This window comes from Actinoplanes lutulentus (assembly GCF_003259845.1).
GTDB classification, from domain to species: domain Bacteria; phylum Actinomycetota; class Actinomycetes; order Mycobacteriales; family Micromonosporaceae; genus Actinoplanes; species Actinoplanes lutulentus.
In genome coordinates, this window is the sequence record NZ_QLMJ01000001.1 from 592,577 (window position 1) to 607,479 (window position 14,903).

Sequence of the window (14,903 nt, forward strand, 5' to 3'; positions counted from 1 at the left end):
GAAGCCCGGTCAGTCCCAGCTCGGAATCCACCACTGCCAGCCGTACGGCGGCGCCGGCCAAGCCGGGTCGGGCCGCCACCCGGGTGGCGGTTTCCATCCGGCGGGTGGCGCGGGCCAGCTCGGCGGGACGACGAACCTCACGCCGGACGGCTCCGGCGGAATGACCACCGGATCCCAAGCGGCCGCAGGCGCCACGAAAGCCGGCTCAGCCGGAACAACAGGCGGCGAAACCGGAATCTCCACCACAGGCGCCCCGGTAGCCAGCTTCACCGCGTAGACATGCGCGTCCGTGATCCAGCTTTCCGGCAGCTCATGAGCCCGCGCCACATGCAGCACGACCTCAGCCTTGATCCGGTTCCCCTTCACGATCGCCCGGACCCCGGCGACCAGCCCGCCCTCGGCGAGCAACCGCACCGCGGGCAGAACCTCGCCGCTCATCTTCGGCGTCAGCTGACCCACTCGCGCCCCGTCGACACGGACCTCAGCGACGGTACGCACACTGCGCGCCAGCTGCTCGGACACCTCGTGCAGCGTCGCGTGCACCCAGCACTCGCCCTCAGCGCACAACCACGGGATCAGCGCGTCGAGGTGCTTCTCCTCCCCCGTCACCTGGATGGCCCCGCCGAGCGGCAGCATCAGATGCGGGCCGGCCGGCGCGCCGTTCGCCGGTACGAGAAGATGCGGCGCGGCCAGCTCAAGGCGCGCCGAGTGCCCCCAGTCCCCGCCCCAGATGTGCGCGGTGACCCGCGGATCCCAGCCTTGGCCGGCCAGCTCCGACAGCACCGGCGCATAGCGGGCGGCATCGGCACGGGAGAGGTACCCGATCTGGCCGGCTCCGGCCCACACCGAGACAGCGTTCCGGTCATGCGGATTGCGCGGTTCCGGCGTGAGCCGCACGACGGTCTCGATCTCGTCGCCACCGTCCGGCGGCCGCCCGAAGGTGGCTTTGAGAGCGGTCGCGTAATGCGACTCGCCCACCACTTCCACCTCGGCCCAGCCGCGCTGTCCCCAGAGGTCAAACCCAACCGACATGGACAGCAAGCGTACGGATGGACAAACCGCGCCACACCCTTCGATCAGGTGACCCTGCGCAGCCGTCTGTGCGACGACAGCGATGCCCCAACCGCAGGGGGATCGGCTGGGGCATCGCTCGTTCCATCAGCTCAGGAGAATCAAGAGCCGAAGTTCTGGGTGTAGTACGGGGTGCCGCTCTCGGCGTAGACAGCGCCGACGCCGACGGTGGTGTTCGCGCAGTTCAGGATGTTGGCGCGGTGGCCCGGGCTCTTCATCCAGCTGGCGACGACCTGCTCGGCGGAGCGGTAACCCCACGCGATGTTCTCGGCGGCCGGCTTGGCGTACCCGGCCTCGGCGACCCGGGCGAAGAAGTCGGAGCCGGCCTTGCCGGTGTGCGAGAACTCGCCGGTCTGCGCCATCCAGCCGCTGTGGTTGCGGGCGGCGGTGGTGAGCTGGTCGTTCACGGTCAGCGCGGCGCAGCCGTTCGCGGTGCGCTCGACGTCGACGAGGCGGTTGATCTCGGCCTGCAGGGACACCTCGGACGCCTTCGGCGCGGCCTCGGCCGGGGACGCGATCATCAGAGCGGCGCCGATGGCGGCCGGGGCGATGAGGGCGGCCAGGGCGAAGCGGCGAAGAGCGTTGCGCAAGGAGTTGACCCTCTCGTCGGTGTTCCGTGGTTACACCGTTCTGTTCGGCGCCGCGCCCGCCGCCCGGATCACCGACCGGGAGTGCACCGGTCGCCATCAGGTTGCAGAAGCATTCACAGATATAAATGCGGAGTGTTAGCGTCTGCACACCCGACGTTGGGAGAAACAGATGAGAAGGATCCTCGCTGTCTCCACCGCTACCGCACTCGCGCTCTTCGGGCTCACGACAGGCGCCCAGGCGGCCCCTGCCGAAGCCGACGTACGCGCGGTGCCCGGCGCCGAGGTGGTGCCCGGGAGCTACATCGTGGTGCTGAAGTCCGGCAAACTGGCGAGCGCCGTCGCCGCGGAACACGACGCGACAGTGCTTCACGCGTACCAAAGGGTCTTGAACGGTTTTGCGGCGAGCATGACGGAGCGCAAGGCGCGGCAGGTGGCTGCCGACCCGGACGTCGCGTTTGTGCAGCCCAACGTGGTCCATCGGATCTCGGACACGCAGGCGAACCCGCCGTCCTACGGCCTGGACCGCATCGATCAGCGCAACCGGCCGGTGAACGCGGCCTACACGTACGGCACGACCGCGTCGAACGTGCACGCCTACATCATCGACACCGGCATCCGGACCACCCACCAGGACTTCGGCGCCCGCGCGACCAGCGGGTTCGACGCGGTCGACGGTGGCGCGGCGGACGACTGCAACGGGCACGGCACGCACGTGGCGGGAACGGTCGGCGGCAGCGCCTACGGTGTCGCCAAGGGTGTGCAGCTGGTCGGCGTGCGGGTGCTCGACTGCGAGGGCAGCGGGACGACCGCGCAGGTGGTGGCCGGCATCGAATGGGTCACCGCGAACGCCGTCAAACCCGCGGTCGCCAACATGAGCCTCGGCGGCAGCGCCGACACCGCCCTGGACAACGCGGTCAGCGCGTCGATCGCATCCGGGGTCAGTTACGCGATCGCGGCCGGAAACGGATTCCTCGGCCTGTTCGCCCTTGACGCCTGCACCCAGTCACCGGCCCGCGTCGGCACCGCCATCACCGTCTCGGCCACCAACGCGAGCGACGCGAAACCGTCCTGGGCCAACCGCGGGACCTGCGTCGACGTCTTCGCGCCGGGCATCAGCATCCCCTCGACGTGGAACACCAGCGACACCGCCACCAACACGATCAGCGGCACGTCGATGGCGTCACCACACGTCGCCGGAGCGGCCGCGCTCTACCTCGCGACCCACCCCGCCGATTCACCTGCTCAGGTACACAGCGCCATCGTCAGCAACGCGACCACCGGCGTCGTGACCAGCCCAGGCTCGGGTTCGCCGAACCGGCTGCTCTACACCGGCGCGTTCTGATCCCTGCTCGTCCTGCGGCCGCGCCCACCCGATGACGATCAGGGCGAGCGCGGCCGCATGCAGCGCAACCGCGATCGGGTCGAGATCGTCGTTCGACAGCCCGGTCAGAACGTCAGAAACCAGGAAAAGCGCACCACCAGCCGCAATCAACAGCGAAACCCCTGCCGCTGCCGCGGCCATGGCGGCCAGCGCCAGGCTATAAACCAGCATGGGTACGCGCAAAGCACCCCACTGGTCACCGAACAGCGCATTGCCCGAGACGGCCAGCAGCGCGAAGAAGGCCGACGGCGCCGGGAGCGGCTTGGCCCTGTTCAGGAAGGCCAGCGTGAGGCAGACCAGGGTGCCGAGGAAGAACACCATGCCGGTGAGCAGGCCACCCCGGTTCGGGATCAGCAGAGCGATCTCACCGGCGGCGGCGAAGCCGAGTGCATAGACGACCATGTCCGGCTGTCGTTTTCTGATCAGGAACCAGATCAACAGCGGGACCAGCAGCGGCCTCGTGATCCACTGCAACGCGGGCACGCCGATGGTCACAGCCGCGACTTCCACGGCGGCGACCACAGCGAACAATTTCAGCGGCAGGGTCGAACCCGCCGTAACCCGCATCATGGCGGGCATCTTGATGGCGTCACCGAGCGCTCGTCAACAGGTCCAACCAGTTGTTAATGTCCGGTTCACCCGCTCTTCTCACACCCGCTTGCGGCCGGCGTGGCAGTACCGATCCGCCTCGACGTCCAGCTGCCAGTGCTCGGGCAGGCCGGTGCCGCAGGCGTCCATGAAGACGGCGTTGCGCACCCGCACGGCACGGCCACCGGGCAGGGTGACCCGGGTGCCCGGCGCCGCGACCGTGTCGGGCGGGCAGAAGATCACGCGCTCTTTGACGAGGCAGGGGCCGACCTCCGCACCGTCGACGTGGACGGTACGCGGCGTTTCTGCGTGCAGCAGGGTGAATTCGAGCCAGTTCACATCTACAAGTTTGCCCGTGCTTCTGTGGATCAACCCAAATTCGTGCTCGTGACCGTCCACTGCGTGTCGTTCCCGAGTCCCAGGATCGTGGCGCGAGCGGCCTGATCACCCTTCAGTTGCCACTTCAGCCAGGCCGAGCCGACCCGGCCGTACTCACCACCGGCGGGCTGGGCGAACGTACCGTAGTGACCGACCGGCAGGTGCGCGAGAAGCGCCGCGGTCCCGCCCGGCAGCCGGCCGTAATCGTCGACCGCGTTCGGGTACGCGATGTCGTCCGGACCGCCGGTGAAGTAGGCGACCGGGCCGCGCAGCCGGGCCAGCCGGTAGTTCTCCAGATCGCTGAGCAGGCCGCTGTTCCAGAAGACCGAGGTGTCGACGCGGGGGTCGTCGCTCGCCTCGACAGCCTCGATCCCACCGCAGGACTGACCCATCACCGCGACCTTCGCGGTGTCGATCTTTCCGCGGTACTTGCTGCCGACCCGGCCGTTCTCCGCGACGGCCCAGTCGATGGCATCGGTCAACATGTCCGCGTCGGTGCTGCCGGTCCCACCGGGCCGACCGTTAGCGATCACCAGAAAGCCGTGCGACGCGAACTCGGTCAAAATGTTCTCGAACCAGGTGCCGTCAGCCCGGCACGCCCCGTTCCCCCAGACCACAACCGGCACCGTGACGCCCGCCGGAATCGTGGCCGGCCGATAGATCGTGTGGTTGTAGAGACGGACCGTGGTCTCGTAGCCGGCCGGATACGGACCCGCTTCCGCGGAGGCCGGTGTCATGATCACTGTGGTCGCCGCCACTGCCAGGGCAACGATGATCCTCTTCATGCGTCTGCTCCGATCTTGAAGAATTTCGTGGCTTCGAAGGGACCGCAGATCGCCGCGAACCCCTGGCCCGCTGTGCCGCAGTTCTCCAGGCCGGTCCCGGGGTTGATGGGCTGCTCGTGACCCATGCCGGCGAGCTCCCAGGTCTCGATCCGCGCGGATTCGTAGGTCTTCCTGGTGACGTTCGCGACCGGCGTCGTCGTGCTCACCGGCACGCGGCTGATTCCGAACACGTCGGCCCACTGGTCACGCTGGCGGTCCAGCGAACGCGGGCTGATCAGCCGGTCCTGCCCGCCGTGCCAGATCTGCACCGGCGGACGCGGGCCGGCATATCCCGGGTACGCGGTCCGGATGTCCTTGGTCGCGGTGGCCCGCGACCCGGAGCAGGGCCCCCCGATCAGGAAGTAGAGCGTCTCCGAGCTGGCGCAGCCGTACGGCATCCCGAAGAAGACGGCACCGGCCCGGAACCGATCGGGATACGCGGCGAGCATGACGTTCGTGGCCGCGCCGCCGCCGGAATAGCCGGTCACAAAGACCTCGTCACGGTCGGCCTGTTGCGTGCCGACCACGTGATCGACCATCTGGATGACCGATTTCGCCTCACCCTCGCCGGCTCGGGTGCGGTCCGGGTCGTTCCAGGCGCTGAAGCACTTGTGCGGGACGAGCCCGCCGGAACCGACGTTCTCCGGCTTCTGCTCCGGCATCACGATGTGGAAACCGTAGAGGTCGGCGTACTTACGCCAGCCGGTGCTGACATCAAGGTTCACGGCCTGCCCGCCACAGCCGTGAAAGAGAACAACGACAGCGGCGCCCGGCCCGGCCGTGGCCGGCGTGTAGAGAAACATGCGCTGATTGCCGGGGTTCGACCCGAAGCCGACAACCTCCCCGAACCCGGAGGCCGAGACCGAGGCGACTGGGGCGACCAGGCTGACCGGGGTGACAGCCAGCAACAGGGACAAGAGAAAACTCTTCACATCAAGTGATGCTCGTCGATTGAATGACTCCGCGAATCGGCGAAACCACCTGCCTTGAACCGGCACACGCCCGGATCGGTACACCCAGGCAGAGAAGCCCACGCCGCCGCGCACGTGACCGCAATGGAGGGCCTGACCCTGGGCGTCGCCACGCCGGCGGTGGCGAGTCAGGTGGCAAGCCTGGTCGCGGGCTGGGCCAACAGAATCCGGCACTTCATCCGGGCCCCGCTGACCAGCCTGCGCACCCTGCTCCCCAAGACCGACCGGCTGAGCAGAGCGTTCGAGCACCCGAAGATGGACGGCGACCCGGATCAAGTCTCCACTTGATGTGAGCGGTCATCGGGCCGACTTCGTGATCAGCTCGTCGGCGACCCACCGTGCGACCTTGTCCGGGTATGGCGCCTGGAGCCCGAGCACCACATGCCCGAACCCCGCCCCTACCGCCTCCGCGATCGCGGTGCGGGTGTCAGCAGGCCGTTCGTAATTCACTGGCAGGTGGATTGAGCGGGTGATCGATGCCGGGTCTCGGCCGATCTCGGTGCAGTATCGGTCCAGCAGGGCGCTGCGGCTGACCGCGTCGGCCAGGTCGCCGCCCGGGATGTTCCACACGTCGGCGTGTTCGGCGACTACCCTCAGCAGGGCGCTCGATCGGCCGCCGATGACGATCGGTGGGTGCGGTCGCTGGATCGGTTTCGGGTTGCCGAAGGCGCCAGTGAGCTGGACGTACTCGCCGTTGAAGTCGAACGGCTCGGGCGAGGTCCACAAGCGCCGGATGACAGTGCACGCCTCCGCCAGGGCATCCACCGAGTGCGTGAAGTCGTGATAGGGCAGGCCGTGTCCGTCGTACTCTCGCCTCGCCAGAGGGTGACTGGGCCGCGAGCCGGCACCGATGCCGAAGTCGAGGCGGCCGCCGGAGACGACGTCGACGGTCGCGGCGATCTTCGCGAGCATGGCCGGTGGCCGGAAACGATTACTGCTCACGAGCAACCCCAGACGCAGCCGCCGGCTCTGCGCGGCCATGGCCGCGAGCAAGGACCAACCTTCGTACGCGGGACCGAGCGGGTCGCCACCGATAGGCATGAGATGGTCGAACAGCCACGCGTGCTCGATCTCGACGATGTCGTCGGCTTCCCGCCAGACCCGGAGTATGTCCTGGTAGTCGACGTTCATCGGGGCGGTCATGATGCCGAGGCTGGGTGTCATCGGGCTCCTCCGGCGCGACGCCGCAGCGAGCTGTCGAGCAGCGCCGGAGGCGTGTCGAACTTCTCCTGCGGGGCCAGGTCGGTGCCCGGAGCGACGATCGCATCGATAGCGTCCAGCACATCGGCGGTGAGCACCGTGTCAGCGGCGGCAACCTGTGACCGCAAGTGGTCAAGGGTGCGCGGACCGACGATCGCACTCGTCACGGCGGGGTGTGCCGTCACGAAGCCGAGCGCCAGCTGGATCAGGGTCAGGCCGGCCTCGTCGGCCACCTTCACCAGCTGCTCGACGGCGTCGAGGCGGGCGCGGTTGGACGCGGTGGTCAGGTCGAAGCGTTCCGGCAGGATCGCCGACCGGCTCGTGGTGATCTCCTGCCCCGCGCGGACGGCGCCGGAGAGCCAGCCGGACGCGAGCGGGCTCCAGGCGAGCACGCCCATGCCGTACTCCTGGGTCACCGGCAGCACGTGTGCCTCGATGCCACGTTGCAGGATTGAATAACTGGGCTGCTCAGAGGCGTACCCAAGGAGGTGATTGTCGCGCGCCGCCCACCGGGCCTGGACGATGCGATAAGCGGGGAAGGTGGACGATCCGAAGGATCGGATCTTGCCGGCGCGCTGCAGGTCGGTCAGTGCCGACAGGGTCTCCTCGTCGCTGGCCAGCGGGTCCCAGCGGTGGATCTGGAAGAGGTCGACGTGATCGACACCGAGCCGGCGCAGGCTGTCGTCGAGCGCGGTGACCAGCCAGCGGCGGGAGCTGCCCCGGTGGTTGCGCTCCTCCCCCATCGGCATTGTCGCCTTGGTGGCGAGCACGATGTCGTCGCGGCGGCCGGCGATGGCCTTGCCGACGATCTCCTCGGACTCGCCGGTGCCGTACATGTCAGCGGTGTCGATCATGTTGATCCCCGCGTCGAGGGCGGCGTCGATGATCGCGGTGGCCTCGTCCTGCGTGGTGTTGCCGATCTTCCCGAAGTTCATGGCGCCGAGCACGAGCGTGCTGACCTGCACACCGGTGCGACCTAGGGTGCGGTACCGCATAGCCGATCCTCCTGATGATCTGTCATGCTTGAGGCCCAAGCGGAACCCCGTTCCGTTAACCAACATACGGAACGCTGTTCCGTTTACCAAGAGGCGTGACGGAGGAGACATTTCCGTGGTCCCACGCAAACGCGCCGACGCCCAGCGCAACGAGAAGACGCTGCTGGACGCGGCAGCCGCGGCGTTCGTCGCGTCCGGCGTGAACGTCGGAGTCCGCGACATCGCCGGGCGGGCGGGCGTCGGGGTGGGCACGATCTACCGCCACTTCCCGACCCGGGCGGACCTGGTGGTAGCGGTCTACCGGCACCAGATCGAGGCGTGCGCCGAAGCCGGCCCGGAGCTGCTGGCGGCAAGCGAGTCAGCGCACGCGGCGCTGGCGAGCTGGATCGATCTGTTCGTCGACTTCCTGGTGACGAAGCACGGGCTGGCGGGGGCGCTGCAGTCGGACGACGCGACGTTCCAGACGCTGCACGGATATTTCTTGGAGCGTCTGTTGCCGGTCTGCGCGGGGTTGCTGGAGGCGGCGACGGAGGCGGGCGAGATAAGCGCGGACATCACGGCGCTGGAGCTGATGCGGGGCGTGGGAAACCTCTGCATCGGAGCTGATACTGACAAGAGTTACGACGCCCGCCGGTTGGTGGCGCTCCTCATCGCCGGGTTGCGGGTCAGGCCTTCCTGATCCAGGGCGGTGGTTCGGGAGCGCGGTGCCACCACCAGGCCTTCTCCGGCGAGACGCCGGAAATCTCAGCAGTGCCGGCCCGGAAATCCTCGTCGAACATGCCCACCGCCGCGTTCAACGTCTCGGCCACCTCGTGCGGGAGCTTCCCGATGTCGACGGCGAGGGAGTCCCGGTAACCGAGGTCTTCCTGCCAGTACTCAAACGGGTACCAGCCATCCGGCGGCCAGCCCGATGCCATCCGTACGGTCATGGCCTCCCAGGCAACGAGACCGTTCAATACCTCCCACAGCGCGTCGCGATACGCCGGATCCTCGGCTTCGTCAGCGAGCAGCATCCGCAGTCCATCAACGACCGGGGTCGTCATCCTGTGATGGCGGATGACCTCCGGCTGGACCTCGACACGGACGTTCGGCAGAGCCGCGACCGGACGCTCGACAGCGTCGATGGTGAGGGTCAAAGCCTCGACCTCGTCATCCGCTTCGTACACACGGGCCCTGGTCCGCGAGCCGTCCGCCTCCACCAGCCAATGAGCGCTCGGCGGAAGGTTCTGTGCCGAGTAGAGAACCGGCTCTCCGAGCCCGCGTGCGAGCTGTTCCGCGAGCGCCTCGTCACCGCGGTCCACATCGCGCAAGTAGATGTCGAGCGACCAGGTGATGTCGCCATCGGCAGGCTCATAGGTGCACAGCACGGCGGCCTGCCAGTTTCGCTCCATGTCGTCGGGGACACTGATGTCGACCTCGTCTTCGGTCACACCGGCGTACCTGGCGAGAGCCGCCTTCAGCCGGACGAGGTGAAGGCCACCCAGCAGGAACATGTAGTAGGTCATTCGGAGTATGTCCCGTCGTAGATCGACTTAGCCTTCGCAATCGCCTCGGGGTTGTTCAGGAATCGCGGATTGTGCTGGAAGGCCTTCACCGCATCCACATCACCGTCTGCCCGTGCGATCTCCTTCAGCGCCGCGTATTCATTGTTGTTGAGAGGCACGAGTCCCGGACCGGAGACCGGGAACACGGTTCCGCTGGGCTCGACCGTATAGATGCGACCGTTCACTTCGTAGTCGCCGGTGTCCTTGAGGAAGTTCGCGTTGCCGTCCGCGATCTGCCTGACGTCATCCTGCACCGCGGCCTCGTTACCTCGCAGGATGAATGTGTTCTCCTTTCTGACCTGACCGTGCTTGATCCCGGCGAAGCTGTGCCTGGGGTGCGGCGGCTTCAGGTCCTTGCCTCGGGCGGGGCCGGGGATGTCGTCGCGGCCGCGCCACGGTGGGCCGGGTGGTGGCACGCTCGGTCCTCCGCCGCCTGCGCTTCCCCCTCCGGATGGCGGCGGACTCGCGGAGGAGTCGGCTCGGTGGAAGCCTGGCAGCTTTCGGGCGAGGTCGTTCATCAGCTCTCGCAGCTTCTCCAGGACCTTGCGGAGCCAGTCGGTCATCGGGAGCAGGCGGCGGAGGCTGGATAGGAGGCCTCGGATGAAATGTTGGATTCGGTTGGCCCATTTGGCTACCAGGCTTGCTACCTGGCTCGCCACGAGTGGGGTGGCCACGCCCAGTGAGAAGCCCTCCATTGCCAGCCACTGCGGCAATCTCACTGCCAGCGTTGCCACGAAGTCGGCGATCAGGTCGCGGACTATTTCGCGGACCAGGGCTACCAGCAGGCCCGTACCCTCGACTGCTGAAGCGATCCCGCCTGCCGCGACCCCGATGCCTTCCATCGCCGTGAGCTGCGTGGCAGCGTGCGTGCGGTACGCCTCGGCCGCGCCGCCGGCCCAGGCTGTGGTGTCCGCCTCGATTCCGGCCAGGTAGGACTGCCGGGCCGACGCCATCGCTGATGACACCTGTTGCCACTGCGCGGCCTGGGCGGAGACCGCTGAGGCGTTGCCGGCCAGGTGGTCGAGGGCCTCGCGGAGCACCGACACGTGCTCCAGCAGCCAGCCGACGCCCCAGCTGACCAGGCTGCCCAGCGGGTCCAGGACCAGGGATAACGCCTCCAGTGAGACCCCGACGCCGCCTAGTGACGCGTCGATCCAGCTGCCGTTCTGGATGCCCGAGGCGATCTGGCGGGCGTCGTCGACGAGGCCCAGGCCGCTCAGGGCGGAGACCGGGGCGGTCACGGTGACCTGATCTCACCGGCCGAGAAGTCGTCGGTGCTCTGGAAGGAGCTGACCGCCGACTTCACGTTCAGCGCGGTCTCCTGCAACGCCTCGGCGCTGCCGTTCATGGCGACGACGGCCACCTCGAAAACGCCGGACAGGATCGCCGGCAGGAATCCGCACAACATCCCGTAGGCCCCGGGGTCCATCGACACCTGGCTCACCGCCGAGCGGGCCGTGCGTACCGCGTCGGCGACCCCCTCGACCGCCGACGCGTGCCGCATGACCGATTCGACAGGCAGATCCACGAATTCAGCCATCGACTTCTCCGAATCGGTTGGTGAATCCGTCGACCACGGCCCGGCCCGTTTCGGAGTCGGCGCCCACGGTTTCCCGGACCTCGTCGGACACCAGTGAGACGAGCGACTGCTGGGCGGACCGCATCACGGCCAGGATCTCCGCGCTCAATTCTTCGGGGCTCAACTCGTACATCCGTGAATCGAGCGAAAGGTCGGTGACCTGGCCGTTCGCACCCACGGTGACCGTCGCGTAGTGGCCTCGCGCCTGCGCGCTGAGCGCGGCCACCCGCTGCGCGAGTTGCGCCGCACGCGCGGCCTGCGCGTCGATGCGCGCGGTCCAGCTCTCCAGCCACTCGTCGGCAGCATCGATGTCCCTCACTGCAGCCACCCCCTTCTCCGACGCATACCCGCGGGCTGGGCGACCGGTTCATTCGGGTGCGTATCCTCAGGCCGGTGGAGGTTGATCTCGCGCTGGTCGGGTTCGGCGGCGCTGCGGCGCTGGTGCTGTCGGCGCTGACCACGCCGTTGCGGGTCGCCGTCATCGATCCGGCCGGGCTGGACGCGGCCGACTCCAAGCGCCGGACCTGGGCTTTCTGGACCGGGCCGACGGATGAGCTCGATCCGGTGCTGGATGCCCAGTGGCCGGGGGTCGATCTTTTCGGGCCGTCGGGGAAGCAGCGGCTCGATCTCAGCCCGATGCGTTACGCCATGGTCCGCTCCGAGCCGATCTTCGGGCTCGCGGCCGAGGCCGCCGACCGTCTCGCCGCGCACACCGTCGTCGCGAATGTCGGCGATCTCGTCGACAACGGCTCCTCCGTCGACATCCTCGACGCCGATGGGGCCTCGGTTCTCCGAGCACGCTGGGTGCTCGATTCGCGGCCGGTCAAGCCCGCGAGGCCCGGCCGCACGTTTTGGCTTCAGCATTTCCGCGGGTGGTGGGTGCGCTCCGAAACCCCGATCTTCGATCCGGAGTCGGCTGTTCTGATGGATTTCCGGACGCCGCAGCCGGCGCATGGGGTGTCCTTCGGATACGTGCTGCCGACCAGTGCGAACACCGCGCTCATCGAGTACACCGAGTTCTCGCCCCGCCGGCTCGGGGATTCTGCCTATGACGAGGCGCTTCGTGCGTACGCAAGGCAGTTGGGTCTGGGGAATTTGATTGTTGACGAGGTTGAGGACGGTGCGATTCCGATGACGGATGCGCCGTTCGAGCGGAGGCCGTCGGCGCGCGTTGTGCGGATCGGGACGGCGGGCGGGGCGACGCGGCCGTCGACGGGGTACACGTTCTCGGCGATGCGGCGGCAGGCCACGCAGATCGCCGAGCTGATCAGAAGCGGTCGTGACCCGGTGCCGGATGCCGCCTATCCGCGTCGGCATCTGTGGATGGATTCGGTGGCGCTGCACGCGTGGGACAGCGGGCTGGTGTCGGCGCCGGAGTTCTTCGAGCGGCTGTTCCTGCGCAATCCGCCGGATCGGGTGTTGCGGTTCCTCGACGGGCGGACGTCGCCGGCGGAGGAACTGGCGCTGATGGGGTCGACGCCGCTGGTTCCAATGGCGCGGTCAGCGTTGCGGAGTCTCCGGACCTGATCAGGAGAAGCGGGAGCGGCATGCCTCGGAAAGCTGGACGTTGTGGGACATCCCTATTTCGTTCAGGAATTTCTCCGGGTTGGAGGTGACCGGGACTTTCCAGTCCAGGAACTCCTGCCATTTCTGGAGGTCCGCTTTCCACAGTTCCACGAAATTGGAGCAGAGCCAGTGGGTGATGTCGGCGCTCCGGCCTCGGGCCGCCTCCAGCGAACGGCGCATCCGGTCGTGCTCGGGGACGTTCTTCATCGTGGTCAGCAGCAGGTCGATGAACTGGCGGCGGCGGTACAGGGCGTCGCCCCAGAACGCGCTCACCGCGGTGTCGATGTTCTGGCCGGAATCAAGCAGCCAGAACAGGCCTTCGGCCAGGGTGTCGCCTAATTCCTCGCCCAGTGCGCGGGCCGGATTGGCGAACGGGTCGTAGGGGCGCTGGCGCATCGCTCCGGCCCGGGCCGCCCGGAACGGGACGCCGTCGCCGAGCAGGAAGAACCAGTCCTCGTTGTAGATGTTCGGGTAGAACGACCTGGTCCGGGCCGCGTCGACGATCATCGCGCCACCACCGATGAAGGTGTCCTGGACGCCGCCGATCTGCCGGTACGCGTGACAGACGACCGAGTTGTCCTCGTACCCGAGATTGGCGAGCCCGACCGCGCGGTACCGATCGGTGAGGCCGGCGACGCGGTGCAGGTGGCGCGGGTCGTCGATGTGAATGTCGTCGTCCAGGAAAAGGACGCGCCGCCAGCTCGACCCTCGTGCCAGGACCAGGCCCAGATTGCGTTTCAGGCTCAGGTCGCTGACCGATCCGAAACCGCTTCTGTGCAGCAGACGATCAGTGGCGAACGACGGAAGCCGGCGGGCCAGGGATTGGTCGACGTCGACCGCCAGAACGGCGGCGTTCTCGTCGTCGGCGAGCCGGCGTGCCTGTTCCGCGGAAGCGGCCCGGCTGCACAACGCGACGACCGGGACGTCGATTTCCTTACCGATCTGCATGACGTGCCGTAATGCGTCGACCGGCCAGGCCGTGGGCACAATGATGGCGTCCAGCCGCACGGATGACGACCCGGCCGGGAGGGATTCCTCCTCGAGAAGGTCGGCGTGTGATCCGTGGTGGAGTTCGCGGGCGTCGACATGCGACACCTGGCTCGGCACGTTCCTATCCCTTCGGCCAGGCGTGCAGGACGGTGTCCGGCGCGGTCCAGTCCGGAGTGGCGGCGCCGCCGCCGGTCAGCACCTGAACCTTGAAGAGCAGGCTGTACGTGTCGCCGTCGAAGTTCTGCGCGAGGTACTCGGCGTTCTTCTCACGGAAGACGTCATGCGTGAGAGTGCGAACCGCTCCGTATACACCACTACCGTACATTCCGTTGCATACGGAAATCGTGCGTTCCCGGTTCAGCGGGTTGGGCGCGCGGAAGAAGTGGCCGACGTCCTGGACCAAGACCCGGACACCTCCACGATCCTCGAATTCCGGGGTGAACGAGTCGATGACCCCGCCGTCTCCAACGACCTGGAAGCATCCGCGGCTCGGGTCGTCGTCATCGGAGCGCTGTTCCACCGGGACGGGGGTCAGCCGCATGGCGTCCTGGGTGGCGTCGTTCCAGTCGATGCCACCGAGCAGCACGAGGTGGGCGACCCAGTCGTCGTCGACCATGTCGCGGGCGCTGACGTAGTGGACGTCGAGGTCGGGATTGACCGCGCGGATGTGCCCGTGCAGCTCGATCAGCGAGTCGAGATCGGCAAGGCGGGACAGTTTGGAGCGGTCCGGGTCGAGGGTCGACGGGGTCTCGCCGCCACCGGGCTCGGCGCAGACGATGACGACCGGACCCTCCTTGTAGGCCCACGGACCGTGGCCGACGATGCTGTGCCGGGCCGGCGTGACGGCGGCGGTGAACGTCTCGGCGTCCGCGAAGGCGAGGGCGGCCTCGCGGAGCCCGAAAAGCTCCTCCCGGAGCCGGGCCCGGGTGGCGGCCTCGTCGGAGGTGAGCTCCTGCTCGCTGATGAGCCGGTAAGGCCGGGTCTCGATCGAGCGGCGGGTGCTGAAGAAGGTCAGGATCGCGTTGAGCCTGTCCTCCGGCGGGGGCGTCGGCTTGGCGGTGCGCTCCCAGGAGGAGACGAGCTGGACGCTGGCCTTTTTCCGCCTGCTGAGCGCCTCGGCCAACTCGCCCTGGGTGACCGAGACGTCCGGCCACTGCGACTTGCGCAGCTTGCGCAGTCGCTCAGCCAGAACCTGCCCGGGATGAGGGTGCACGACCAGCACCTCC

General features: G+C 67.9%; 18 protein-coding genes. 4 read left to right on the plus strand and 14 right to left on the minus strand.

Features of this window, described 5'->3' with window-relative positions; genetic code table 11:
• Positions 1–9: 9 nt before the first annotated feature.
• Positions 10–1,032: an HIRAN domain-containing protein gene (locus tag B0I29_RS02430; RefSeq protein WP_146616692.1), complete on the minus strand. Its 1,023-nt coding sequence runs from the start codon at positions 1,030–1,032 to the stop codon at positions 10–12.
• A 140-nt stretch (positions 1,033–1,172) separates the two neighbouring features.
• A complete protein-coding gene (locus B0I29_RS02435; RefSeq protein ID WP_245972144.1) occupies positions 1,173–1,661 on the minus strand; it encodes a CAP domain-containing protein in 489 nt (162 codons plus the stop codon).
• Positions 1,662–1,830: 169 nt separating this feature from the next.
• Here B0I29_RS02435 and B0I29_RS02440 point away from each other — a divergent pair, with 169 nt between their 5' ends.
• Positions 1,831–3,003: a S8 family peptidase gene (locus tag B0I29_RS02440; RefSeq protein ID WP_111647125.1), complete on the plus strand. Its 1,173-nt coding sequence runs from the start codon at positions 1,831–1,833 to the stop codon at positions 3,001–3,003.
• Here the strand turns inward: B0I29_RS02440 and B0I29_RS02445 are convergent.
• The 4 genes from B0I29_RS02445 to B0I29_RS02460 all read right to left on the minus strand — a co-directional run bounded on the left by B0I29_RS02445 (position 2,896) and on the right by B0I29_RS02460 (position 5,749).
• On the minus strand, positions 2,896–3,621 hold the full coding sequence (locus tag B0I29_RS02445; RefSeq protein WP_111647126.1) for a lysoplasmalogenase family protein: 726 nt from the start codon (positions 3,619–3,621) through the stop codon (positions 2,896–2,898). The genes B0I29_RS02440 and B0I29_RS02445 overlap by 108 nt on opposite strands.
• Positions 3,622–3,690: 69 nt before the next feature.
• Positions 3,691–3,969, minus strand: coding sequence for a hypothetical protein (locus B0I29_RS02450; protein ID WP_111647127.1), 279 nt, complete (start codon positions 3,967–3,969; stop codon positions 3,691–3,693).
• Positions 3,970–3,998: 29 nt separating this feature from the next.
• Complete coding sequence (locus B0I29_RS02455) at positions 3,999–4,793, minus strand: poly(ethylene terephthalate) hydrolase family protein (RefSeq protein ID WP_220091261.1); 795 nt, start codon at positions 4,791–4,793, stop codon at positions 3,999–4,001.
• On the minus strand, positions 4,790–5,749 hold the full coding sequence (locus B0I29_RS02460) for an extracellular catalytic domain type 1 short-chain-length polyhydroxyalkanoate depolymerase (RefSeq protein WP_111647128.1): 960 nt from the start codon (positions 5,747–5,749) through the stop codon (positions 4,790–4,792). The genes B0I29_RS02455 and B0I29_RS02460 overlap by 4 nt, the downstream gene beginning before the upstream one ends.
• A 138-nt stretch (positions 5,750–5,887) precedes the next feature.
• Between B0I29_RS02460 and B0I29_RS02465 the strand changes: the two genes are divergently transcribed.
• Positions 5,888–6,091, plus strand: coding sequence for a hypothetical protein (locus tag B0I29_RS02465; RefSeq protein ID WP_181557675.1), 204 nt, complete (start codon positions 5,888–5,890; stop codon positions 6,089–6,091).
• A 9-nt stretch (positions 6,092–6,100) separates the two neighbouring features.
• On the opposite strand, the gene B0I29_RS02470 is transcribed toward B0I29_RS02465, so the two are convergent.
• The gene (locus B0I29_RS02470) at positions 6,101–6,967 is read right to left on the minus strand and encodes an LLM class flavin-dependent oxidoreductase (RefSeq protein WP_111647130.1); all 867 of its coding nucleotides are present in this window, start codon (positions 6,965–6,967) and stop codon (positions 6,101–6,103) included.
• Positions 6,964–7,998 carry an aldo/keto reductase gene (locus B0I29_RS02475; RefSeq protein ID WP_111647131.1) on the minus strand — a complete coding sequence of 345 codons (1,035 nt, stop codon included), beginning with the start codon at positions 7,996–7,998 and terminating at the stop codon, positions 6,964–6,966. Before B0I29_RS02475 ends, B0I29_RS02470 begins: the two co-directional genes overlap by 4 nt.
• Positions 7,999–8,107: 109 nt before the next feature.
• On the opposite strand from B0I29_RS02475, the gene B0I29_RS02480 reads away from it, so the two are divergent.
• Entirely contained in the window at positions 8,108–8,677 is a 570-nt protein-coding gene (locus tag B0I29_RS02480) for a TetR/AcrR family transcriptional regulator (RefSeq protein WP_245972176.1), read from the plus strand.
• Here the strand turns inward: B0I29_RS02480 and B0I29_RS02485 are convergent.
• From B0I29_RS02485 to B0I29_RS02500, 4 genes are read right to left on the minus strand one after another with little or no spacing between them, the layout of a single operon-like run.
• On the minus strand, positions 8,664–9,503 hold the full coding sequence (locus B0I29_RS02485) for a hypothetical protein (RefSeq protein ID WP_111647132.1): 840 nt from the start codon (positions 9,501–9,503) through the stop codon (positions 8,664–8,666). The two genes, B0I29_RS02480 and B0I29_RS02485, sit on opposite strands and share 14 nt — an antisense overlap.
• Complete coding sequence (locus B0I29_RS45565) at positions 9,500–10,783, minus strand: hypothetical protein (RefSeq protein ID WP_181557652.1); 1,284 nt, start codon at positions 10,781–10,783, stop codon at positions 9,500–9,502. The genes B0I29_RS02485 and B0I29_RS45565 overlap by 4 nt, the downstream gene beginning before the upstream one ends.
• The gene (locus B0I29_RS02495) at positions 10,780–11,082 is read right to left on the minus strand and encodes a type VII secretion target (protein WP_111647133.1); all 303 of its coding nucleotides are present in this window, start codon (positions 11,080–11,082) and stop codon (positions 10,780–10,782) included. Before B0I29_RS02495 ends, B0I29_RS45565 begins: the two co-directional genes overlap by 4 nt.
• Positions 11,075–11,440: a YbaB/EbfC family nucleoid-associated protein gene (locus tag B0I29_RS02500; protein ID WP_181557653.1), complete on the minus strand. Its 366-nt coding sequence runs from the start codon at positions 11,438–11,440 to the stop codon at positions 11,075–11,077. The genes B0I29_RS02495 and B0I29_RS02500 overlap by 8 nt, the downstream gene beginning before the upstream one ends.
• 50 nt (positions 11,441–11,490) lie before the next feature.
• Between B0I29_RS02500 and B0I29_RS02505 the strand changes: the two genes are divergently transcribed.
• Positions 11,491–12,648, plus strand: coding sequence for a lycopene cyclase family protein (locus B0I29_RS02505; RefSeq protein ID WP_375790587.1), 1,158 nt, complete (start codon positions 11,491–11,493; stop codon positions 12,646–12,648).
• Here B0I29_RS02505 and B0I29_RS02510 read toward each other — a convergent pair whose 3' ends face one another.
• Together B0I29_RS02510 and B0I29_RS02515 are read right to left on the minus strand one after the other, a co-directional pair.
• On the minus strand, positions 12,649–13,794 hold the full coding sequence (locus tag B0I29_RS02510) for a hypothetical protein (RefSeq protein WP_111647136.1): 1,146 nt from the start codon (positions 13,792–13,794) through the stop codon (positions 12,649–12,651).
• 4 nt (positions 13,795–13,798) lie between these two features.
• Positions 13,799–14,890 carry an XRE family transcriptional regulator gene (locus B0I29_RS02515; RefSeq protein ID WP_245972146.1) on the minus strand — a complete coding sequence of 364 codons (1,092 nt, stop codon included), beginning with the start codon at positions 14,888–14,890 and terminating at the stop codon, positions 13,799–13,801.
• Between the last annotated feature and the right edge of the window lie 13 nt (positions 14,891–14,903).

Bases quoted from the DNA above. Each gene is read 5' to 3' on its own strand.
- B0I29_RS02465 (WP_181557675.1), top strand. From the start codon at position 5,888: ATGGAGGGCCTGACCCTGGGCGTCGCCACGCCGGCGGTGGCGAGTCAG.
- B0I29_RS02455 (WP_220091261.1), bottom strand. From the start codon at position 4,793: ATGAAGAGGATCATCGTTGCCCTGGCAGTGGCGGCGACCACAGTGATC.
- B0I29_RS02475 (WP_111647131.1), bottom strand. From the start codon at position 7,998: ATGCGGTACCGCACCCTAGGTCGCACCGGTGTGCAGGTCAGCACGCTC.
- B0I29_RS02495 (WP_111647133.1), bottom strand. From the start codon at position 11,082: ATGGCTGAATTCGTGGATCTGCCTGTCGAATCGGTCATGCGGCACGCG.
- B0I29_RS02470 (WP_111647130.1), bottom strand. From the start codon at position 6,967: ATGACACCCAGCCTCGGCATCATGACCGCCCCGATGAACGTCGACTAC.
- B0I29_RS02485 (WP_111647132.1), bottom strand. From the start codon at position 9,503: ATGACCTACTACATGTTCCTGCTGGGTGGCCTTCACCTCGTCCGGCTG.
- B0I29_RS02430 (WP_146616692.1), bottom strand. From the start codon at position 1,032: ATGTCGGTTGGGTTTGACCTCTGGGGACAGCGCGGCTGGGCCGAGGTG.
- B0I29_RS02445 (WP_111647126.1), bottom strand. From the start codon at position 3,621: ATGCCCGCCATGATGCGGGTTACGGCGGGTTCGACCCTGCCGCTGAAA.
- B0I29_RS02440 (WP_111647125.1), top strand. From the start codon at position 1,831: ATGAGAAGGATCCTCGCTGTCTCCACCGCTACCGCACTCGCGCTCTTC.